General features: G+C 61.8%; 12 protein-coding genes. 6 read left to right on the top strand and 6 right to left on the bottom strand.

Annotated features, from left to right (window positions below; all coding sequences use genetic code 11):
- Positions 1 to 448: 448 nt before the first annotated feature.
- On the bottom strand, positions 449 to 3,520 hold the full coding sequence (locus tag QZS13_RS05860) for an S-layer homology domain-containing protein (RefSeq protein ID WP_295586829.1): 3,072 nt from the start codon (positions 3,518 to 3,520) through the stop codon (positions 449 to 451).
- Between the two features lie 260 nt (positions 3,521 to 3,780).
- Here QZS13_RS05860 and prfB point away from each other — a divergent pair, with 260 nt between their 5' ends.
- Positions 3,781 to 4,905, top strand: a complete 1,125-nt coding sequence (gene prfB / locus QZS13_RS05855) for a peptide chain release factor 2 (protein ID WP_295586827.1) — start codon at positions 3,781 to 3,783, stop codon at positions 4,903 to 4,905.
- A gap of 103 nt (positions 4,906 to 5,008) precedes the next feature.
- The gene (locus tag QZS13_RS05850; RefSeq protein ID WP_295586825.1) at positions 5,009 to 6,400 is read left to right on the top strand and encodes an MATE family efflux transporter; all 1,392 of its coding nucleotides are present in this window, start codon (positions 5,009 to 5,011) and stop codon (positions 6,398 to 6,400) included.
- 59 nt (positions 6,401 to 6,459) lie between these two features.
- Here QZS13_RS05850 and QZS13_RS05845 read toward each other — a convergent pair whose 3' ends face one another.
- From QZS13_RS05845 to QZS13_RS05825, 5 genes are all read right to left on the bottom strand, one after another.
- A complete protein-coding gene (locus QZS13_RS05845) occupies positions 6,460 to 7,170 on the bottom strand; it encodes a M23 family metallopeptidase (RefSeq protein WP_295586822.1) in 711 nt (236 codons plus the stop codon).
- Positions 7,171 to 7,279: 109 nt separating this feature from the next.
- Positions 7,280 to 8,797 carry a 2,3-bisphosphoglycerate-independent phosphoglycerate mutase gene (gpmI, locus tag QZS13_RS05840; RefSeq protein ID WP_295586819.1) on the bottom strand — a complete coding sequence of 506 codons (1,518 nt, stop codon included), beginning with the start codon at positions 8,795 to 8,797 and terminating at the stop codon, positions 7,280 to 7,282.
- A gap of 96 nt (positions 8,798 to 8,893) precedes the next feature.
- A complete protein-coding gene (tpiA, locus tag QZS13_RS05835; protein WP_295586816.1) occupies positions 8,894 to 9,667 on the bottom strand; it encodes a triose-phosphate isomerase in 774 nt (257 codons plus the stop codon).
- Between the two features lie 367 nt (positions 9,668 to 10,034).
- Complete coding sequence (locus tag QZS13_RS05830) at positions 10,035 to 11,231, bottom strand: phosphoglycerate kinase (RefSeq protein WP_295586812.1); 1,197 nt, start codon at positions 11,229 to 11,231, stop codon at positions 10,035 to 10,037.
- 56 nt (positions 11,232 to 11,287) lie between these two features.
- Positions 11,288 to 11,785, bottom strand: a complete 498-nt coding sequence (locus QZS13_RS05825) for a tRNA (cytidine(34)-2'-O)-methyltransferase (protein WP_295586809.1) — start codon at positions 11,783 to 11,785, stop codon at positions 11,288 to 11,290.
- Between the two features lie 328 nt (positions 11,786 to 12,113).
- Here QZS13_RS05825 and QZS13_RS05820 point away from each other — a divergent pair, with 328 nt between their 5' ends.
- The 4 genes from QZS13_RS05820 to mfd all read left to right on the top strand — a co-directional run bounded on the left by QZS13_RS05820 (position 12,114) and on the right by mfd (position 18,559).
- Entirely contained in the window at positions 12,114 to 13,238 is a 1,125-nt protein-coding gene (locus tag QZS13_RS05820; protein WP_295586806.1) for a DapH/DapD/GlmU-related protein, read from the top strand.
- Between the two features lie 60 nt (positions 13,239 to 13,298).
- Positions 13,299 to 14,258: a ribose-phosphate pyrophosphokinase gene (locus QZS13_RS05815; RefSeq protein ID WP_295586802.1), complete on the top strand. Its 960-nt coding sequence runs from the start codon at positions 13,299 to 13,301 to the stop codon at positions 14,256 to 14,258.
- A gap of 97 nt (positions 14,259 to 14,355) precedes the next feature.
- Entirely contained in the window at positions 14,356 to 14,940 is a 585-nt protein-coding gene (gene pth, locus QZS13_RS05810; RefSeq protein ID WP_295586800.1) for an aminoacyl-tRNA hydrolase, read from the top strand.
- A gap of 109 nt (positions 14,941 to 15,049) precedes the next feature.
- Entirely contained in the window at positions 15,050 to 18,559 is a 3,510-nt protein-coding gene (gene mfd, locus QZS13_RS05805) for a transcription-repair coupling factor (protein WP_295586797.1), read from the top strand.
- Positions 18,560 to 18,570: the final 11 nt, after the last annotated feature.

The raw sequence follows: 18,570 nt of genomic DNA, 5'->3' as shown, positions 1-18,570 counted from the left end.
AGTTCATCGGTAGAACGGCAGCTTCCCAAGCTGCATAGGTGGGTTCGACTCCCATTAGCCGCTCCATAAAAATAACCACACCTTTCGGTGTGGTTATTTTTATGGATACCGTGGGTGATTAGAATGCTCGGCGGAAGTGAATTCCGCCTCCGCCAAGGTTTTCACCTATGGTGAAAACGCTTGTACGGCGCAAAAGCGCCGCCCCACTGTGTGGGGCCCCAAGTCCTACCAGCATCTATACTGTTGCGATGTTCCATAAAAAAGGACACGACCTGCGTCGTGTCCTTTTTTATGGGTTCCGACCGCCGGCGATCGAATTGCTCGGGCAAATGATTGCCCCCGCGCCGCGGCCCAGCGGGGCCGTCCCATGTAAATTCAAATACCGGGTTGCGTATGGGCAGCAAAAAAAGACACGCCTTGCGGCGTGCCTTTTTTGTTTCAAGGAACGTTATCCCTGATAATTTTCCATGCGCCAGACGATGGCGGCAACCTGGCCCCGGGTGAGGGTGTTGCCGGGTTTATAGGTGCTGGTGCCGTTGGAGAAGTAGCCCTGCACGATGCCCGCGGCGCTGAGGGCCTGGACATAGATGTCGGTGGTATCGGTGAAAGGCTTCACGCTGGACAGGTCCGAGGTGGACAGTTTCATGGCCTTGGCGGCGATCTGTGCCACAGCCAGGCGGGTAATGGGTGCGTCCAGATTGACCGTGCCGCTGATGAGCTTGTCGCTCTGGGCCTTGGTGAGATACCCGCTGGCCCAATGGGAACCGGTGGGGTTCTGGGTTTTGTAGCCTGCCGCCAGCATGATGAGCTTGAGGGCCTGGCCGTAGGTGACGGTGTTGTCGGGACGGAAGGAGCCGTCGGCATAGCCGTCGATGACGCCGGCGTCATTCATCTCCACCACATACTTGTAGCACCAGGTAGAGGAGGTCACGTCCTTAAACTTGGGCACGGACTTGACGATGCCAAGGCTCAGCTTGCCGCAGGCGATGGCGTTTCCGGTGGAGCTGTATGCCACATAGGGGATCTCCACGGAACCGGTGAAGTTGCTGGCGGGCACGAACCGCAGCTGGCTGATGGACTGGCTGCCGGAGGAGTAAGTATATTTGGTGGAGGTGCTGGCCTTGACGGAGGTGCCGCTGCCCACGTAGATGGTGCCCACGCTGCTCTCAGGCAGCTCCAGCAGGCGGATGCTGCCCAGGGACATACCGGTGCCCTTGGACACGGCGCTGGAGAGAGACGAGGCCGGGAAGCTGACGGACGCGCCCTTGGAAGCCACGCCGTAGACCTCCGGCATGGAGTTGAGGGTGACGGAGATGAGCACGGTGCCGGAGACGGCCTTGGAGTTGCTGCCGTAGGCGGTGAAGCCGATCTCGGGGCAGTAGTTGAAGCCGCTGGGGGAGAATGTCAGCTCGCTGAGGGCATAGTCGGAGGTGGAGCTGGGGCTGAAGTAGAAGCTGTAGCCCGCGCAGTTGCTGGAGGTCAGCCGGACAGACTTTCCGTACTTACTGGTGTTGTAGTAGTCATAGTTGAGGGTGCCGGAGGCGGGCAGCGAGGTGAACTTCACATACTTGAACGTCTCGTTGGGGAACTTCTCCTTGAAGAAGCGGGCAAAGTCATTGTGATTGAGCTGCACAAGGCTGCTGTATGTGGTGGAATAGAGGATGCTGCCATCGCCGGCCACGGCGGTGGTCTTGGCGCGGATGGTCAGGGTGCCCTTTACATAGGTCTTGGAGTCATACCAGATGGTAAAGTTGATGGAGACCGTGCCGCTGAAGTCCTTGTCGGCCACAAACGTCAGTTCGTCCAGCTCGTAATCGCCGTATTTGTCGTCGTTGTAGTAGAATCTGTAATCGGACAGGTCGCTCTTGGAAAAGCGCTCTTCATCCCGGCCATCGTAGTCATAATAGAGATAGCCGTTGGAGGACTTATAGGAGCTGTCGGGATCAAAGGTGACATAGCGGGGCGTGGTATCATCGTACTCGTCCTGGAAGAAATCGTAGAAGTCGCTCCGGTCCAGATCCACGGTGTCGCCGGCCTCGACGGTGTAGTCGATGTCGCCCTTGTCCGCGTCCTCCTCGTCCACATCGCCGATGCGGATCTCCACCACGCCGTCCAGCTCCTCGTCGTCGCCGTAGGCGGTGAAGTCCAGCCGCACCACATTGCCGTCGGCATCCTCGTCGGCCACGAAGGTCAGATAGTCGATGGCATAGGTGGCGGTGCGGGAATACTTGAAGGTGTAGTCCTCCAGATCCGTTTTGCTGATGCGCTCTTCGTCGTTTCCCTTGTAGTCATAGTAGAGATAGCCGTTGGAGGACTTGTAGGAGCTGTCGGGATAGAACACCACGTGGTCGAAATCGTCGTCGTCATACTCCTTTTCGAAGTAGTCCTCGAAATCGCTCCGGTCAAAATCCACGGTGTCATCCGGGTCCACCTCGTAGACAATGTCGGCCTTGCCGGAACTGGAACTGGAGCTGCGGCCGATCTTGATCTCCAGAGTGGTGTCCAGGGAATGGTCTTCCCCGTGGAGCGTGCAGTCAATGGTGAGAGTGCGGCTGCCGGCGTCCTGATCGGCCACAAATGTCAGCTTATCCAGAGGATAGTCGCTGGAGCTGGAGTACTCAAAGTAGTTGTCCTTCAGATCGTTCCGGTCCAGCCGCTCTTCGTTTTTGCCCTTGTAGTCGTAGTAGATATAGCCCACGGAGGACTTATAGGAGCTGTCGGGGTAGAAATCCACATAGTCAAAGTCGTCGTCGTACACATCCTCATACACGTCCCGGAAGTCGGTGCGGGAGAAGCTGACGGACTTGCCCGGGTCCACCTCGTAGACAATGGAGTCGGCTTTGCTGGAGACGGTGTACACGGCGTAATAGGTGGTGTTGGTGTTCAGGGGGGTCTGGCTCACGCCGGAGGAGGTCAGATAGGACTGACCGTCATAGACGGCGGAGGAGCCGGGATTGCTGGTGGTCCAGCCCTTGAAGGTATAGACCTTGCCGCTGGCAGACTTGGACGGGGTGCCGGGATTGGAGGGGGCGTTCCCCTTCTTGATGCTCTGGGTGCGGTAGGTGGAAGAGCCGTTTTTGAAGGTGACGGTGATGGTGCTGCTGGGCATGGAATAGCCGCAGGTGTCGCACTTGCCGTCCTCGTTGAGATCCACGTGGCCGCCCAGGTTGTCCTTGTAGCCGCACACAGTGCACTGATCCCAGTGGTTGTTGGCGTCGGACTTCATGCTGCCGCTGTACTGATGGGCCTCATGGGCGGTCTGGGCGCCGCAGTCCGTGCACTTTTTCCAGTGGGAGGAGGCGTCCATCTCATAGCCGGAAGGCCAGCTGTGGTTGGCGGTCTGAACGGCATTGCAGCCGCTGACCAGACAGGTGCGCTGGTGCTGCTGGTCGTTGAGCTTCTGCCAGCTGCCCCAGCTGTTGTGGCCGCAGTCCGCAGCCAGGGCCGTGGGCATCAGCGAGAGCATCATCACGGCAGACAGGATCAGCGCAGGAAGCTTCCTTCTTATCAAGTGTTTCATCGTGTTCCCTCCATCTCATCCATGCAATGTTTGCGTATTTTCTTCCTGCTTGTACCATAGCGGAAAAGCATTTTGAAATCATGAACAAATTATGAACAAGCTGCGATTTCCCGGTATTTCCAAAAAAGTATTTTTCTCCCGGGGAAAAAATACGCATACTTTGGACAAACCGGCGGTTTTTTCCACTTTTTTCTTTACAAATAAAATTCCTTCCAGTATAATACTATGGCTAATGAAATTTATAGGAACGGAGACGCGCCATGGCTTTGATCGAATACGACGAATACAAGCAGAAGCTGCGGGAGCTTGGTCCGGAGCTGGACAAGCTGTCCGCCGCGCTGGACATTGAGAGCGCCCGGCAGGAGGCGCAGCGTTTGGAGGACGAGACGGCACAGGACGGCTTCTGGAATGACCTGGAACGGTCCCAGAAGGTGCAGATGCGGCTCAAGCAGCTGCAAAACAAGATCAGCCGTCAGGAGAAGCTGATGGGCGAGTGGGAGGATCTGACCGCCCTTTGCGAAATGGGCCAGGAGGCCGAGGATGAGGAACTGCTGGCCGAGCTCAAGGAGGGCTATGCCCAGCTGGAGGAAAAGGTGGAGGAGACGAGGATGACCACCCTGCTCTCCGGCGAGTACGACAGCTCCAACGCCATTTTGCAGTTCCACGCCGGCGCCGGCGGCACCGAGGCTCAGGACTGGGCTCAGATGCTCTACCGCATGTATACCCGATGGACGGAGCGTCACGGCTTTACGTACAAGATTCTGGACTATGAGGACGGCGACGAGGCGGGCATCAAGTCCGCTGCAATCTCTATTGAAGGCGAGAACGCCTACGGCCTTCTGAAAAGTGAAAACGGCGTGCACCGGCTGGTGCGCGTGTCCCCCTTTGACGCCAACGCCCGGCGGCAGACCTCCTTTGCCGCCGTGGAGGTCATGCCGGAACTGGAGGATGACAACACCATCGAGATTCGGGACGAGGATATCGAGATGCAGGTCTACCGGGCCAGCGGCGCCGGCGGCCAGCACGTCAACAAAACCTCCTCTGCTGTGCGCCTGATCCACAAGCCCACGGGCATTGTGGTGGCTTCTCAGCAGGAGCGCAGCCAGTTCCAGAACAAGGACAACTGCATGAAGATGCTGCGGGCAAAGCTCCTGGAGCTCAAGGCCCAGCAGCATGCGGAAAAGATCAGCGACATCAAGGGTGTACAGATGAAGATCGAGTGGGGCAGCCAGATCCGCTCCTACGTGTTCATGCCCTACCAAATGGTCAAGGACACCCGCACGGGCTACGAGACCAGCAACATCGACGGCGTGATGGACGGCGATCTGGACGGATTCCTGAATGCCTACCTGACCCAGCTGGCAACAGGAGAATTGAAGAAGTGATCCGGGAATGAGGCGCGCGCCTGTGCCTCCCCGCAAGCGGATCCAAAAACGGCGCGGCTTTCAGGCCGCGTCCTTTTTGTCGGAAGCAGAAAGGAGAAAAAACATGCAAGACAAAAGAGAAGCCGCCGGTGCGCCCCAGGAAAACAAAATGGGCGTGCTGCCGGTGGGCAGACTGCTGGCCAGTATGGCGATCCCCATGATGATCTCCATGCTGGTGCAGGCACTGTACAACGTGGTGGACAGTGTGTTCGTGGCCCAGATCAGTGAGGACGCTCTCAACGCCGTCTCTCTGGCCTTCCCCCTGCAGAACCTGATGATCGCCGTGGGCTCCGGCACTGCCGTGGGCATCAACGCCCTGTTGTCCCGGTCCCTGGGCGAGAAGAATCAGACCATGGCGGACCGGGCGGCCAACACCGGCATCTTCCTGGCCCTGTGCAGCTTCGTGGTATTTGCCCTGATCGGTATCTTCCTCTCCCGGCCCTTCTTCGTGGCACAGGCTGGCGGTGAGGAGGTCATCGTGAACTACGGCACCCAGTATGCCACCATCTGCCTGGGCTGCTCCATCGGCGTTTTCTGCCAGTTCTGCTTTGAGCGGCTGCTCCAGTCCACGGGCCGCACGTTCTTTGCCATGTGCACCCAGCTGGTGGGCGCCCTCATCAACATCGTCATGGACCCCATTTTGATCTTCGGACTGCTGGGCGCGCCCCGGCTGGAGGTGGCCGGCGCTGCCGTGGCTACGGTGGCCGGTCAGGTGGTGGCCGCTATCCTGGCGCTGATCCTGAACCTGCGCTGCAATCCGGACATCCACATCCGCCCCAGCCACATCCGCTGGAACGGCCGGGTGGTCCGGGAGATCTACCGGGTGGGCTTCCCCTCCATTGTCATGCAGTCCATCGGCTCGGTGATGGTGTTCGGCATGAACAAGATCCTCTTCGGCTTCACCAAGACGGCCACCGCCGTGTTCGGCGCCTACTTCAAGCTCCAGAGCTTCGTGTTCATGCCTGTGTTCGGATTGAACAACGGCATGGTGCCCATTGTCAGCTACAACTACGGTGCCGCCCGGCTGGACCGGGTGAAAAAGACCGTCAAGCTCACCATCATCACGGCCACGGCCATTATGGCGCTGGGCTTTGCCGTCTTCCAGATCATGCCCGACCGGCTGCTGCTGTTCTTCAACGCCTCCGCGGAGATGCAGACCATCGGCTCCGTGGCACTGCGGATCATCAGCTTCTCCTTCCTGCTGGCCGGCTTCGACGTCATTGCCGGCTCTGTGTGCCAGGCCATTGGCAACCCCTTCTACAGCCTGGTGGTGTCTGTTTGCCGTCAGCTGCTGGTGCTGCTGCCGGTGGCGTGGGTGCTGTCCCTGTCCGGCCGGCTGGAGCTGGTGTGGCTGGCGTTCCCCGTGGCCGAGTGCATGTCGCTGCTGCTGAGCATCACGTTCCTGCGCCGGACTATGCGGGCGGTGGAACAGCGGCTGGGCGGCGCAGCTGCCTGAGCGTGTATCCGGATATAAAAAAGAGCGCACCCCATTCGGGTGCGCTCTTTTCCTTTGGTTCACTTTCCCAAAAATGTCTCCGGGTCCACGGCATCCCCGTCGCAGGTGACGGAAAAGTGCAGATGGGGACCGGAGGCGGACTCGGCTGCGGCGGTGGTGCCCACGGAGCCGATAATCTGCCCGGCGGACACGGTGTCCCCCTTGGCCACGGTGGGCTGGGCCTGGAGATTTGCGTAGGTGGTCTGATAGCCGCCGTCATGCCCGATGACCACCGTGGTGCCCATCAGGGGGTCATCCTCTACGGCCAGCACCGTGCCGGCGCTGGCGGAGAGCACGTGGGTGCCCGCCTGGGCGGCAATGTCGATGCCGTCATGGGTGCGCCAGTCATCCAGGGTCTCGTTATACATCAGCTGGTCTACGGAGAAGGCGGAGACGATCTCCCCCTGCAGAGGCGAGACGATCAGGTGGGGGGCTTCGGCGGCCACGGGAATGTCGTCATCCACTGTGACGGGCTCCTCCGGCATGGCTACGGCCGGGGTCTGCACCGGGGTTTCGGCCTCCTCTTGCGGCTCCGCCTCCGGCTGGGACTGGGCCGGAAGGGCGGCCTGGCCGGAGGATTCCTGGGCCTGGGGCGTCTGCTCTGTCTCCTGCTGGGACGGGGTCCCGTCCAGCAGCAGGAAGTAGCCGCCTGCCGCTGCGGCCAGCAGGCAGATGCTCAGCGTGACATAGAATCCGGCGCCGCTGAGTGCGCCTTTGAAACGGTCTTTCATGGAAGTATCCTCCCTCATATGGAACTTGAGGGAAGTATGGACGGTTTTTCCAGAGATTATACAAACGGCGCGGCTGAAGTTCAGCCGCGCCGTTTTTGAGGTTCGATGATTATTTCACAATCAGGGTTTTGCCGTCCATTTCCGGAGGACAGGCCAGGCCCATCACGTCCAGAATGGTGGGGGCGATGTCGGCCAGACGGCCGCCCTGACGCAGCTCGGTGCCCGCACCGCAGAGGATAAAGGGCACGGGGTTGGTGGTATGGGCGGTCATGGGAGAGCCGTCGGGCTCCACCATCTGCTCGGCGTTGCCGTGATCGGCAGTAATCATGGCGATGCCGCCCATCTTCCGGGTGGCATCCACCACCTTGCCCACGCACTCGTCCACAGTCTCCACGGCCTTCACCGCCGCGTCAAACACGCCGGTGTGGCCCACCATGTCGCAGTTGGCAAAGTTGAGGATCACCACGTCGTAGGCGCCGGACTCAATGCGCTCCACACACTTTTCCGTCACCTCGGCGGCGCTCATCTCCGGCTGGAGGTCGTAGGTAGCCACCTTGGGAGAGGCCACCAGCACCCGGTCCTCGCCGGGGAACACGGTCTCGCTGCCGCCGTTGAAGAAGAACGTCACGTGGGCGTATTTCTCCGTCTCGGCGATCCGCAGCTGGGTCATGCCCATCTGGCTGAGGTACTCGCCCAGGCCGTTGTGGACGGTAATCCGGGGAAAGGCAACTTCCACATTGGGCATGGTGGCATCGTACTCCGTGTTGCACACGAAGGTCAGGGGGAAGATCTGGCGGGTAAAGCCGTCAAACGCCGGGTCCACCAGGGCGCGGGTGATCTCCCGGGCCCGGTCGGGGCGGAAATTGAAGAAGATGACGCTGTCGTTGTCGGAGATGGTGCCCTCGTTGTCGCAGACCACGGGCTCCATAAACTCGTCGGTGATACCGGCGGCGTAAGAGTCCTTCACCGCTGCCACAGGGACGGGGTTGAACGCGGAGCCCTCGCCGTAGACCATGGCGTCATACGCAAGCTCCAGCCGGTCCCAGCGCTTGTCCCGGTCCATGGCGTAGTAGCGGCCCATGACCGTGGCAATCTTGCCCACGCCGATCTCCCGGCACTTTTCCACGGTCCGGGCCACGAAATCGGCACCGGAGGTGGGGGACACGTCACGGCCGTCCAGGAAAGCGTGGATATAGACCCGCTCCAGTCCCCGGTCTTTGGCCATCTTCAGCAGGGCGAACAGGTGCTCCAGGTGGGAGTGGACACCGCCGTCGGACAAAAGACCCATCAGGTGCAGCGCGGTGCCGTTTTCCTTACAGGCATCCATGGCGTGGCAGTAGGCGGGATTGGAGAAAAAGTCGCCGTCGGCAATGGACTTGGAGATGCGGGGCAGATCCTGAAAGACCACCCGGCCGGCACCGATGTTGGTGTGGCCCACCTCGCTGTTGCCCATCTGCCCGTCGGGCAGACCCACGTCCAGGCCGGAGGCACGGAGGGTGGTGTGGGCGCACTCCTGGAAAAAGCGGTCCAGCCGGGGGGTATTGGCCGCGCGGATCGCGTTGCCGACCACGCCCTCGGTCATACCGAAGCCATCCATAATAATGAGAGTAGTAGGTGTTTTATTCATATTAAGAAAACGTCCTCATTTCGCTGGCGGCCGCCAGACAGGGCGGCCGGCATATTCAGGAAAGCGGGGGGATACGCTCCCCCCGCAGACCACAGCTTACTCCTGGTTGGCGGCGTTGATGATATCCACGAACTGCTCGGGCTTGAGGGCGGCACCGCCGATGAGGCCGCCGTCGATGTCGGGCTGGGCCAGCAGCTCCGCGGCGTTCTTGGGGTTCATGGAGCCGCCGTACTGGATGGTGACGGCACGGGCCACGCGGGCGCCGTACAGGGAGCGGATGGTGGCGCGGATGTTGCCGCAGACCTCGCCGGCCTGCTCGGCGGTGGCGGTCTTGCCGGTGCCGATGGCCCAGATGGGCTCATAGGCGATGATGCAGCGGCGCAGCTTGTCGGCGGGCACGCCGTACAGAGCGCTCTTAACCTGCAGGGCGATCCACTCGTTGGTCACGCCGGTTTCACGCTGCTCCAGGCTTTCGCCCACGCAGATGATGGGGTTCATGCCGGCGTTGAGAACGGCGTGGACCTTCTTATTGACGGTGGTGTCCGTCTCGCAGAAATACTGCCGCCGCTCGCTGTGGCCCACGATGACGTACTTGACGCCCAGGTCCTTGAGCATGTCGGCGGAGACCTCGCCGGTGTAGGCGCCCTTCTCCTCGAAGTACACGTTCTCGGCGCCCACGGAGATCCGCAGGTCCTTGAAGACCTTGGCTGCGGTCTGGATGTTGCAGGCGGGGACGCAGATCAGGGTCTCGCACCACTTGGCGCGGGGCATGATCTTCTTGATGTCCTCGGCGAACTTCTTGGTTTCGGTGGCGGTCATGTTCATTTTCCAGTTGCCGGCAATGACGGTCTTGCGATATCTGCGATTCATGTTTTCATTACTCCTTTATGTCTATATCGTGCGCCGTGGGCGTCACAGAGGAATTACGCGATGGGCCCGCGGGGGGCAAACCACTATTTTATACAAAATTTTGCTGTATTTGTCAAGAAAGCGGGGACATTTCCCGGCGCTTTTTTGAAAAAGTCCGGTGCTGCGAGGATTTTATTTATCCAGCAGGCAGGCAACGCCCGGCAGCTCCTTGCCTTCCATGAACTCCGTCTCTGGCGCCGCTGGACACAGCCGAAGCGCCGCCTGAGGCGGATGAAGCGAGGCTGTGTCGAGGAAGCGGCACGATCGGAGACCCCGGCAGGGGGCTCCCATCGTTCTGCCGCGACGGTGGATAGGCGGCGGGTAAAAATTATTTATCCAGCAGGCAGGCGACGCCCGGCAGCTCCTTGCCTTCCATGAACTCCAGGCTGGCGCCGCCGCCGGTGGAGATGTGGGTCATCTTGTCGGCATAGCCCAGCTGCTGCACGGCCGCGGCGCTGTCGCCGCCGCCGATGATGGTGATGGCGTTGGTTTTGCTCAGGGCCTCGGCCACGGCCTCGGTGCCCTTGGCGAAGGCGGGGAACTCAAAGACGCCCATGGGGCCGTTCCAGATGACGGTGCCGGCGTCGGCTACGGCGGCGCAATAGAGCTTGATGGTTTCAGGGCCGATGTCCAGGCCCTGCCAGCCGTCGGGGATCTCGCCGGCCTTGACCACCTGGCTCTTGGCATCGGGGGCAAACTTGTCGGCGCAGACAGTGTCCACCGGCAGCAGCAGCTTCACGCCCTTGGCGGCCGCCTTTTCCACCATCTCATTGGCGTAACCCTCCCAGTCGGCCTCCAGCAGGCTGTCGCCTACCTTGCCGCCCTGGGCGGCGGAGAAGGTATAGGCCATACCGCCGCCGATGATGACGGTGTCGGCGATCTCCAGGAGGTTATTGATGACGCCGATCTTGGAGGAGACCTTGGAGCCGCCCAGAATGGCCACCAGAGGCCGCTTGGGGTTGGCAAGAGCACCGCCGATGATCTCCAGCTCCTTCTGAATCAGGAAGCCGCTGACGGCGGGCAGATAGTCGGCCACACCGGCGGTGGAGGCGTGGGCCCGGTGCACGGCGCCGAAGGCGTCGGAGACATAGAGCTCCGCCATGGACGCCATGGCCTTGGCCAGGGCGGGGTCGTTCTTGGTCTCACCCTTTTCAAAGCGGGTGTTCTCCAGCAGCATAATCTGACCGGGCTGCAGTGCGGCGGCCTTGGCCTGGGCGTCGGGGCCCACCACATCTTCGGCCATGATGACGGGCTTGCCCAGCAGCTCGCCAAGACGCTTGGCCACGGGCTTGAGGCTCAGCTCGGGCACCACCTCGCCCTTGGGCTTGCCCATGTGGGAGCAGGCGATGACGGCGGCGTTCTGATCCAGCAGGTACTGGATGGTGGGCAGGGCTGCCCGGATGCGCTTGTCGTCGGTGATGACGCCGCTGCCGTCCTTGGCCATAGGCACATTGAAGTCGCAGCGCAGCAGAACCTTCTTGCCGGCAACGTCCACGTCCCGGACCGTTTTCTTGTTGTAATTCATAAAAAAACCTCCAACGGTATTATATGGTATGCGGCGCGTCTGCGCCGGGGTTTACGTCACGGAGCCGTGCGGGCCATTTCGCCGGTGCCCAGCAGGTCGGGAAAGCCGTTTTGCCGCAGCGCCTCATACACGCACACGGCCACGGTGTTGGAAAGATTCAGGCTCCGGGCCTGGGAGATCATGGGCAGGCGAATACACCGGTCCCGGAATTTCTCCCGGAACTCCAGGGGCAGTCCTGCCGTCTCCTTGCCGAAAAACAGCCAGCTGTCCGGGGAGAAACGGGCCTGCTCATAGGACTGGGGCGCCTTGGTGGTGGTGAGCCAGGCGTCGGCGGCGGCCTCCGGATGCCGGGCGAACAGGTCGTCCAGATTTTCGTAGTCCGCCACTTCCACCAGGTGCCAGTAATCCAGCCCTGCCCGGCGGACAGCCTTCTCCGAAATGTCGAATCCCAGGGGGCGCACCAGATGCAGCCGACTGCCGGTGGCGGCGCAGGTGCGGGCAATATTTCCGCAGTTTTGTGGAATTTCCGGCTCTACCAATACAATATTGAGCATAATTTGACCCGGTTTCCCCCTTTCCATACAAGCGTAGATCATTGTAATCCTTTACCTTTGCAAATTCAACTGTAATGTGAAAGGAAATCTGGATTTTCAGAGGAAATCACGACAAAATAGCCTGAAATTCTGCGAAATGCCGAAAAGATCGCAAAAAACGGCAGGAAAAACCGGCCGCCCCGTTGCCTGTTACAAAAAAGACTTGAAAAAGACGGAGGAATTCGGGGAAAATTCCCCAAGAATTTCACTGGAAACACTGGATTTCCCACAAAAATTTGATATAATAAACAGGCGAAAGCAAACGATTGAACAAAGGGAGGAGATTTTCATGGTTCGCCCGGAGAGTGCCGTTTTCTTTTTGGAAGAGGACTCCTCCATCCCGGAGAGCTCCAAACCGCTGATGCTGGAAGCCGTTTTGTTCTGCCCGATCCTCAAGTGGATGAGTGACAAGTTATTGGCCGACGGCGTCCGGCGGTTTTTTGTCGTCTGCGGTCCCCGCTTTGCCGACGAGGTGCGCGCGTGCTTCCCGCCGGAGGCCGATGTGACGGTTTCGGAGCAGTACAGCGAATTGATGGACTTTTTGAATGTGCCGGACCCGGTGCTGGTTTTGCCCCGGGCGGCGCTGCCCGCCGCGGAGGCAGGCGCAGGCTTCGTGTACGCCGCAGCCGGCTATGAGCTGCAGGAGGCCTGGAAGACCCGCATGACCAACAACGTCTCTGCGGCGGAGCTGGTGGCCGGCTGGCTGCCGGTCTACGGGCCGGACACCATTGCCGAGCTGGAGATGCTGCTGCGCCGCCGGGTGGTGGAACAGCACATCCGCGCCGGTGTGCGGGTCCTGGACCCGGGCGCGGTGTATATCGACCCGCGGGTGAAGATCGGACGGGGCACTGTGCTCCTGCCCGGCACCATTTTGCAGGGGGAGACCTGCATCGGCGAAAACTGCCAGATCGGGCCCAATGCCCTGGTCAACAGCTGCACCGTGGGTAACGGCGTGGTCATCAACGCGTCTCAGGTCAACGAGAGCACCCTGGGCGACGGCTGCGACGTGGGACCCTACGCCCACATCCGCCCCAACTGCACGGTGGGCGAAAAGTGCCATGTGGGCGCTTTTGTCCAGCTGAAAAACTGTGTGCTGGGCGCAGGCACCAAAATGAGCCACCTGACCTACGTGGGCGACGCCGATGTGGGCGCGGGCGTCAACTTTGGCTGCGGCACCATCACCACCAATTACGACGGCTTCAAGAAGTACCGCTGCACCATCGGCGACAATGCCTTCATCGGCTGCAACACCAATCTGGTGGCGCCGGTGAGTGTGGGCGAGGGCGCCTATATTGCCGCAGGCGCCACTATCACCAAGGACGTACCTGCCGACGCGCTGGCCGTGGCCCGCAGCCGTCAGGAGAACAAGGAGGGCTGGGCGGCCCGGCGGCGGAGAATGCACGGCAAGAGCTGACCGCGCACAACCTTCAAACCTACTACACGAAATTAACGATATAGAAAGAGGGCGTTCAACATGATCTCTCATGGCAAAGATGTCAAGGTATTTTCCGGCAACGCGAACCCCAAGCTGGCAGAGGAGATCTGCAAGCTGATGGGAACGAAACTGGGCGAGTCCGAGGTGGGCACGTTCTCCGATGGCGAGATTTTCGTCTCCCTGTATGAGACCGTCCGCGGCAGCGACGTGTTCGTGGTCCAGTCCACCTGCACCCCTGTCAACAACAACCTCATGGAGCTGCTCATTATGATCGACGCGCTCAAGCGCGCCTCCGCCGGCCGGATCACCGCCGTGATCCCCTATTTCGGCTATGCCCGTCAGGACCGCAAGGCCAAGGCCCGCGATCCCATTACCGCCAAGCTGGTGGCCAACATGATCACCGCCGCCGGTGCCGACCGCGTCCTGACCATGGATCTCCACGCCGCCCAGATCCAGGGCTTCTTTGACATTCCTGTGGACAACCTGGCCGGCAACCCCATTTTCGTGGACTACTACGCCAAGAAGTTCGGCGCCGACTGCGAGAACATGATGGTGGTCTCCCCCGACGTGGGCTCCGTGGCCCGCGCCCGCGCCTTCGCCCAGAAGCTGCACATGAACCTGGCCATCGTGGACAAGCGCCGCCAGAAGGCCAACAGCTGCGAGGTCATGAACGTGATCGGCGACGTCCGGGGCAAGGACTGTATCCTCTTCGACGACCTGGTGGATACCGCCGGTTCCCTGTGCAACGCGGCCACCGCGCTGATGGAAGTGGGCGGCGCCAAGAGCGTCCACGCCTGCGCCTCCCACGGCGTCCTCTCCGGCCCCGCCATCGAGCGGCTGAACAACAGCTGCATCCAGGAGCTGGCCCTGCTGGACACCATTCCCCCCATCGACCCGGCCAAGAGCGATAAGATCAAGTATCTGTCCGTGGCCAACATGTTCGCCGAGGCCATCGAGCGCATCTATCAGGAGGTCTCCATCTCCAAGCTGTTCCGCTGAGACGGAACGTCCATCTACACGGTACGCAAAGGCGGGAAGGGCATCTTTCCCGCCTTTGTCGGCTGCCCGAGAAACTTGAAAGACCAAGGAGTACGATATGTTCGCAAGGAATAGCGCTGTGGACTGGCTCATCGTGGGACTGGGCAACCCCGGGGAGAAGTATGCCCGCACCCGTCACAATATGGGGTTTCTCACTGTGGATCTGCTAGCGGAGAAGGAGGGGCAAAAGCTCAACAAGGTGAAGTTCAAGTCCGCCTTCAACATCTTCCCCTTTGCCGGGCAGCGGTGCCTGGTCATGAAGCCCCAGACCTATATGAATCTCTCCGGTGAGGCGGTGCGGGAGGCCGTCCAGTTCTACAAGATCCCCCCGGAGCACGTGCTGGTGATCTATGACGACGTGTCGCTGCCGGTGGGGAAACTCCGGGTGCGGCCCACCGGCTCCGCCGGCGGCCACAACGGCATCAAAAATATCATTGCCCATCTGGGCACCCAGGACTTTCCCCGCATCAAGATCGGTACCGGAGCCCCTGCCGGCGGCGGGGCGGAGATGATCGACTGGGTCATCGGCGTGCCGTCTCTGGAGGACCGGAAGATCCTGGTGGAGAGCTTTGAGCGGGCCATCCAGGCTGCCGCGTGCATCATCCAAAACGGCTGCCAGAAGGCCATGAACGACTATAACTGAGCGGCAAGACGGGCGTTGTGCCCGCATACAATAAAACGACCCCACCCCTGTTTCGGGGGCTGGGGCTTCCTTTACCCATAACTTCCAAAATTTGTAAAAGGTGCGAGCCATGGAACAATTCCTGCGAAAACTCAATACCATTCCTGAAGTGGCGGAGCTGGCCCGCCGGGTGGAGTCGGGCGGCTGCCCCGCAGCGGTTACCGGCCTCCAGCCGGTGCAGCGGGCCTGCGTGGGCGCCGCGGTGGCCCGGGCCACCGGGCGGCCGGTGCTGTTCGTCTGCGGCGATGAGCGGGAGGCCCAGGCGCTGGCGGGGGATGTGCGCACACTGCTGGAACAAGAGCCGGTGGTGCTGCCGGGCAGGGAGTGGCAGCTGCGCCCCGGCGCGGTGGCCTCCCGGGCCTGGGAGCAAAACCGCCTGGGGGCGCTTTACGCCCTCTCCGGCGGTCAGGTGGGGGCGGCGGTGGCCACGGCGGATGCCCTCATGGCCCGGACACTGCCGCCGGCCCTTATGCAGGAGCTCTCCGCACAGATCTCCATGGGGCAGCGCACCGATCCGGCGCGGCTGGCCCAGCAGCTGACCCAGGCGGGCTATGTCCGCTGCCAGCAGGTGGAGGGCGTGGGACAGTTCGCCCTGCGGGGCGGCATCCTGGATGTCTATTCTCCGCTGATGGACCAGCCGGTGCGCATCGAGTTTTTTGACGATGAGATCGACTCCATGGGCACCTTTGACCCGGCTACCCAGCGGCGGGTGAAGAACGTCCATGAGGTCCGCATCCTGCCGGCGGCGGAGGTGCTGCCCGGTGCCGCCCAGGGCGGCCCGGCGGGCCTTGCCGGACGGCTGCGGGTCCTGGCGGAGAAGCTGGAGAAAAAGCACAAGTCCGAGGCGTTGGTGCAGACACTGCGTCAGGACGCGGAGCGTTTGGAAAACGGCGCAGCCGTCAGCGGGGCTGACCGGTACCTGGCCGCCGTATACGATCAGGTTACCACGGCCATTGACTACCTGCCGCCGGAGACGTTGGTGGTGCTGTGCGAGAGCGGCCGGGTGGAGGACCGGGCCAAGAGCACCCAGACCCAGCAGCGCCAGGATACGGAGACGCTGATGGAGCAGGGACTGCTGGCCGGGGAGTACGCCAAGCTGTGCCTGACGGCGGAGGAGCTGTTTGCGGCACTGGAGGAGTTCCCCGTGCTGATGGAAAATGCCCTGCCCACCTCCCACTATCCCCTGCGGCCCAAGGAACTGGCCTCTGTCAGCGCCAAGCAGCTCAGCTCCTACGGCGGCAGCCTGGAAACGGCGGTGGGCGATATGACCCACTACCGCACCTCCGGCAGCGCGGTACTGGTGCTGTGCGGCAGCGAGACCCGGGCGAAGAATCTGTGCCGCCTGCTGGAGGAGCGGGACATCCCGGCTGCCCTGGATCTTGCCGGCGCTGCCATGCCCGCGCCGGGGGAGATCCGGGTGAGCCTGGGGGCCCTGAGCGCCGGCAGCGAGTGGCCGGCGCTGAAGCTGGCGGTGCTGACGGAGGGCCAGCTGACCGCTGTAGCCCAGAAGCGGCGCCGTCTCAAGCACGACTCCAACCGGCAGAAGCTCCAGTCCTACACAGACCTCTCTCCCGGAGATCTGGTGGTCCACGTCCACCACGGCGTGGGCCGCTTTGCCGGCATCCAGAAGATGCCGGTGGATGGAGTGGAAAAGGACTATATCAAAATCGACTACGCCGGGGGCGACTGCCTGTACGTGCCCGTGACCCAGCTGGACCAGGTGTCCAAGTACATCGGCGGCGGGGAGGACACGGAGAAGACCCGGCTCAACAAGCTGGGCGGCACCGAATGGGCCAAGCAGAAGTCCAGAGCCAAGAAGGCGGCCAAGGACCTTGCCAAGGGCCTCATTGCCCTCTACGCCCAGCGGCAGAAGCAGCCTGGCTTTGCCTTCTCCCCCGACTCCACCTGGCAGCGGGAGTTTGAAGAGGCCTTCGACTATGTGGAGACCGACGACCAGCTGCGGTGCATCGCGGAGATCAAGGCGGACATGGAGCGGCCCCGCCCCATGGACCGGCTGCTGTGCGGCGACGTGGGCTACGGAAAGACGGAGGTTGCCCTGCGGGCGGTGATGAAGTGCATTCTGGACGGCAAGCAGGCGGCCATTCTGGTGCCCACCACCGTGCTGGCCCAGCAGCACTACGCCACGGCGGTCAGCCGCTTCCGCAGCTTCCCGGTGAAGATCGAGGTGCTCTCCCGGTTTACCTCCGCCAAGGAGCAAAAGCGGATTCTGGACGCGGCGGAACGGGGGACCGTGGATCTGCTGATCGGTACCCACAAGCTGCTGCAAAAGAATGTGAAGTTCCACGACCTGGGGCTGCTCATTATTGACGAGGAGCAGCGCTTCGGCGTTACCCATAAGGAACGGCTCAAGGAGATGAGCCGCCAGGTGGATGTGCTGACGCTCTCCGCCACCCCCATCCCCCGTACGCTGAATATGGCCCTCTCGGGTCTTCGGGACATGTCCACCCTGGAAGAGCCTCCCCAGGACCGCCAGCCGGTGCAGACCTATGTGATGGAACACGACTGGGCCGTGGTGGAGGATGCCATCCGCCGGGAGCTGGGCCGGGGCGGCCAGGTTTACTACCTGCACAACCGGGTGGAGAGCATCGACCTGACCGCCTCACGCCTCCAGAAGATGCTGGGGCCGGAGGTGCGCATCGTGGTGGGCCACGGAAAAATGGGCGAACAGGAGCTCAGTTCCGTCATGCAGGCCATGGTGGACGGCGAGGCGGACATTCTGGTGTGCACCACCATCATCGAAACGGGCATTGACATTCCCAACGTCAACACTCTGATTATCGAGGATGCGGACAAAATGGGCCTGGCCCAGCTCCACCAGATCCGGGGCCGTATCGGACGCAGCGCCCGGCGGGCCTATGCCTACCTCACCTACCGCCGGGGCAAGGTGCTCCAGGAGACCGCCGCCAAGCGGCTGGCCGCCATCCGGGAGTACGTGGAATTCGGCTCCGGCTTCAAAATTGCCATGCGGGATCTGGAGATCCGAGGCGCGGGCAACCTGCTGGGCCCCGAGCAGTCCGGCTATCTCATGAGCGTGGGCTACGACCTGTACCTCAAGCTGCTGGAGGAGGCGGTGCTGGAGGAAAAGGGCGAGGAGAAGAAGGTGGAGACGGAGTGCTCTGCCGATTTGACCGTCAACGCCAATATCCCCGAGCGCTATGTGCCAACGGCGGAGCAGAGGATGGATCTCTATCGGCGCATTGCAGCCATCCGTACCAACGAGGACGCCTCCGACCTGCTCGACGAGATGCTGGACCGCTACGGCGAGGCCCCCAGGAGCGTACTGGCGCTGCTGGACGTGGCGCTGCTGCGCTCGGCGGCGTCCAAGGCGGGCGTGTCGGACATCTCACAGAAGGGCAGCACGCTGAAGCTGCAGCTGGCCGTGTTCCGGCCGGAGGCGCTGGTGGCTGTGTGCGGTATGCCCAAGTACCGCCAGCGGCTGAGCCTCTCTGCCGGAGAGACTCCGGCCCTGACGCTGCGGCTCAAGCCCGGCGCCGATGTGCTGGAGAGCGCCACGGAGCTGGTGGAGGACCTGCGGCTTGCCACGGAGGAGCACGCATAAACGCCGGCGGG

This window comes from uncultured Oscillibacter sp. (genome assembly GCF_900546705.1).
Lineage (GTDB): Bacteria > Bacillota > Clostridia > Oscillospirales > Oscillospiraceae > Oscillibacter.
This window is presented reverse-complemented; position numbering and strand designations above follow the sequence as displayed.

Excerpts from the sequence above, each read along its gene's own strand:
- QZS13_RS05860 (WP_295586829.1), bottom strand. The coding sequence starts at position 3,520 with ATGAAACACTTGATAAGAAGGAAGCTTCCTGCGCTGATCCTGTCTGCC.
- prfB (WP_295586827.1), top strand. The coding sequence starts at position 3,781 with ATGGCTTTGATCGAATACGACGAATACAAGCAGAAGCTGCGGGAGCTT.
- QZS13_RS05850 (WP_295586825.1), top strand. The coding sequence starts at position 5,009 with ATGCAAGACAAAAGAGAAGCCGCCGGTGCGCCCCAGGAAAACAAAATG.
- QZS13_RS05845 (WP_295586822.1), bottom strand. The coding sequence starts at position 7,170 with ATGAAAGACCGTTTCAAAGGCGCACTCAGCGGCGCCGGATTCTATGTC.
- gpmI (WP_295586819.1), bottom strand. The coding sequence starts at position 8,797 with ATGAATAAAACACCTACTACTCTCATTATTATGGATGGCTTCGGTATG.
- tpiA (WP_295586816.1), bottom strand. The coding sequence starts at position 9,667 with ATGAATCGCAGATATCGCAAGACCGTCATTGCCGGCAACTGGAAAATG.
- QZS13_RS05830 (WP_295586812.1), bottom strand. The coding sequence starts at position 11,231 with ATGAATTACAACAAGAAAACGGTCCGGGACGTGGACGTTGCCGGCAAG.
- QZS13_RS05825 (WP_295586809.1), bottom strand. The coding sequence starts at position 11,785 with ATGCTCAATATTGTATTGGTAGAGCCGGAAATTCCACAAAACTGCGGA.
- QZS13_RS05820 (WP_295586806.1), top strand. The coding sequence starts at position 12,114 with ATGGTTCGCCCGGAGAGTGCCGTTTTCTTTTTGGAAGAGGACTCCTCC.
- QZS13_RS05815 (WP_295586802.1), top strand. The coding sequence starts at position 13,299 with ATGATCTCTCATGGCAAAGATGTCAAGGTATTTTCCGGCAACGCGAAC.
- pth (WP_295586800.1), top strand. The coding sequence starts at position 14,356 with ATGTTCGCAAGGAATAGCGCTGTGGACTGGCTCATCGTGGGACTGGGC.
- mfd (WP_295586797.1), top strand. The coding sequence starts at position 15,050 with ATGGAACAATTCCTGCGAAAACTCAATACCATTCCTGAAGTGGCGGAG.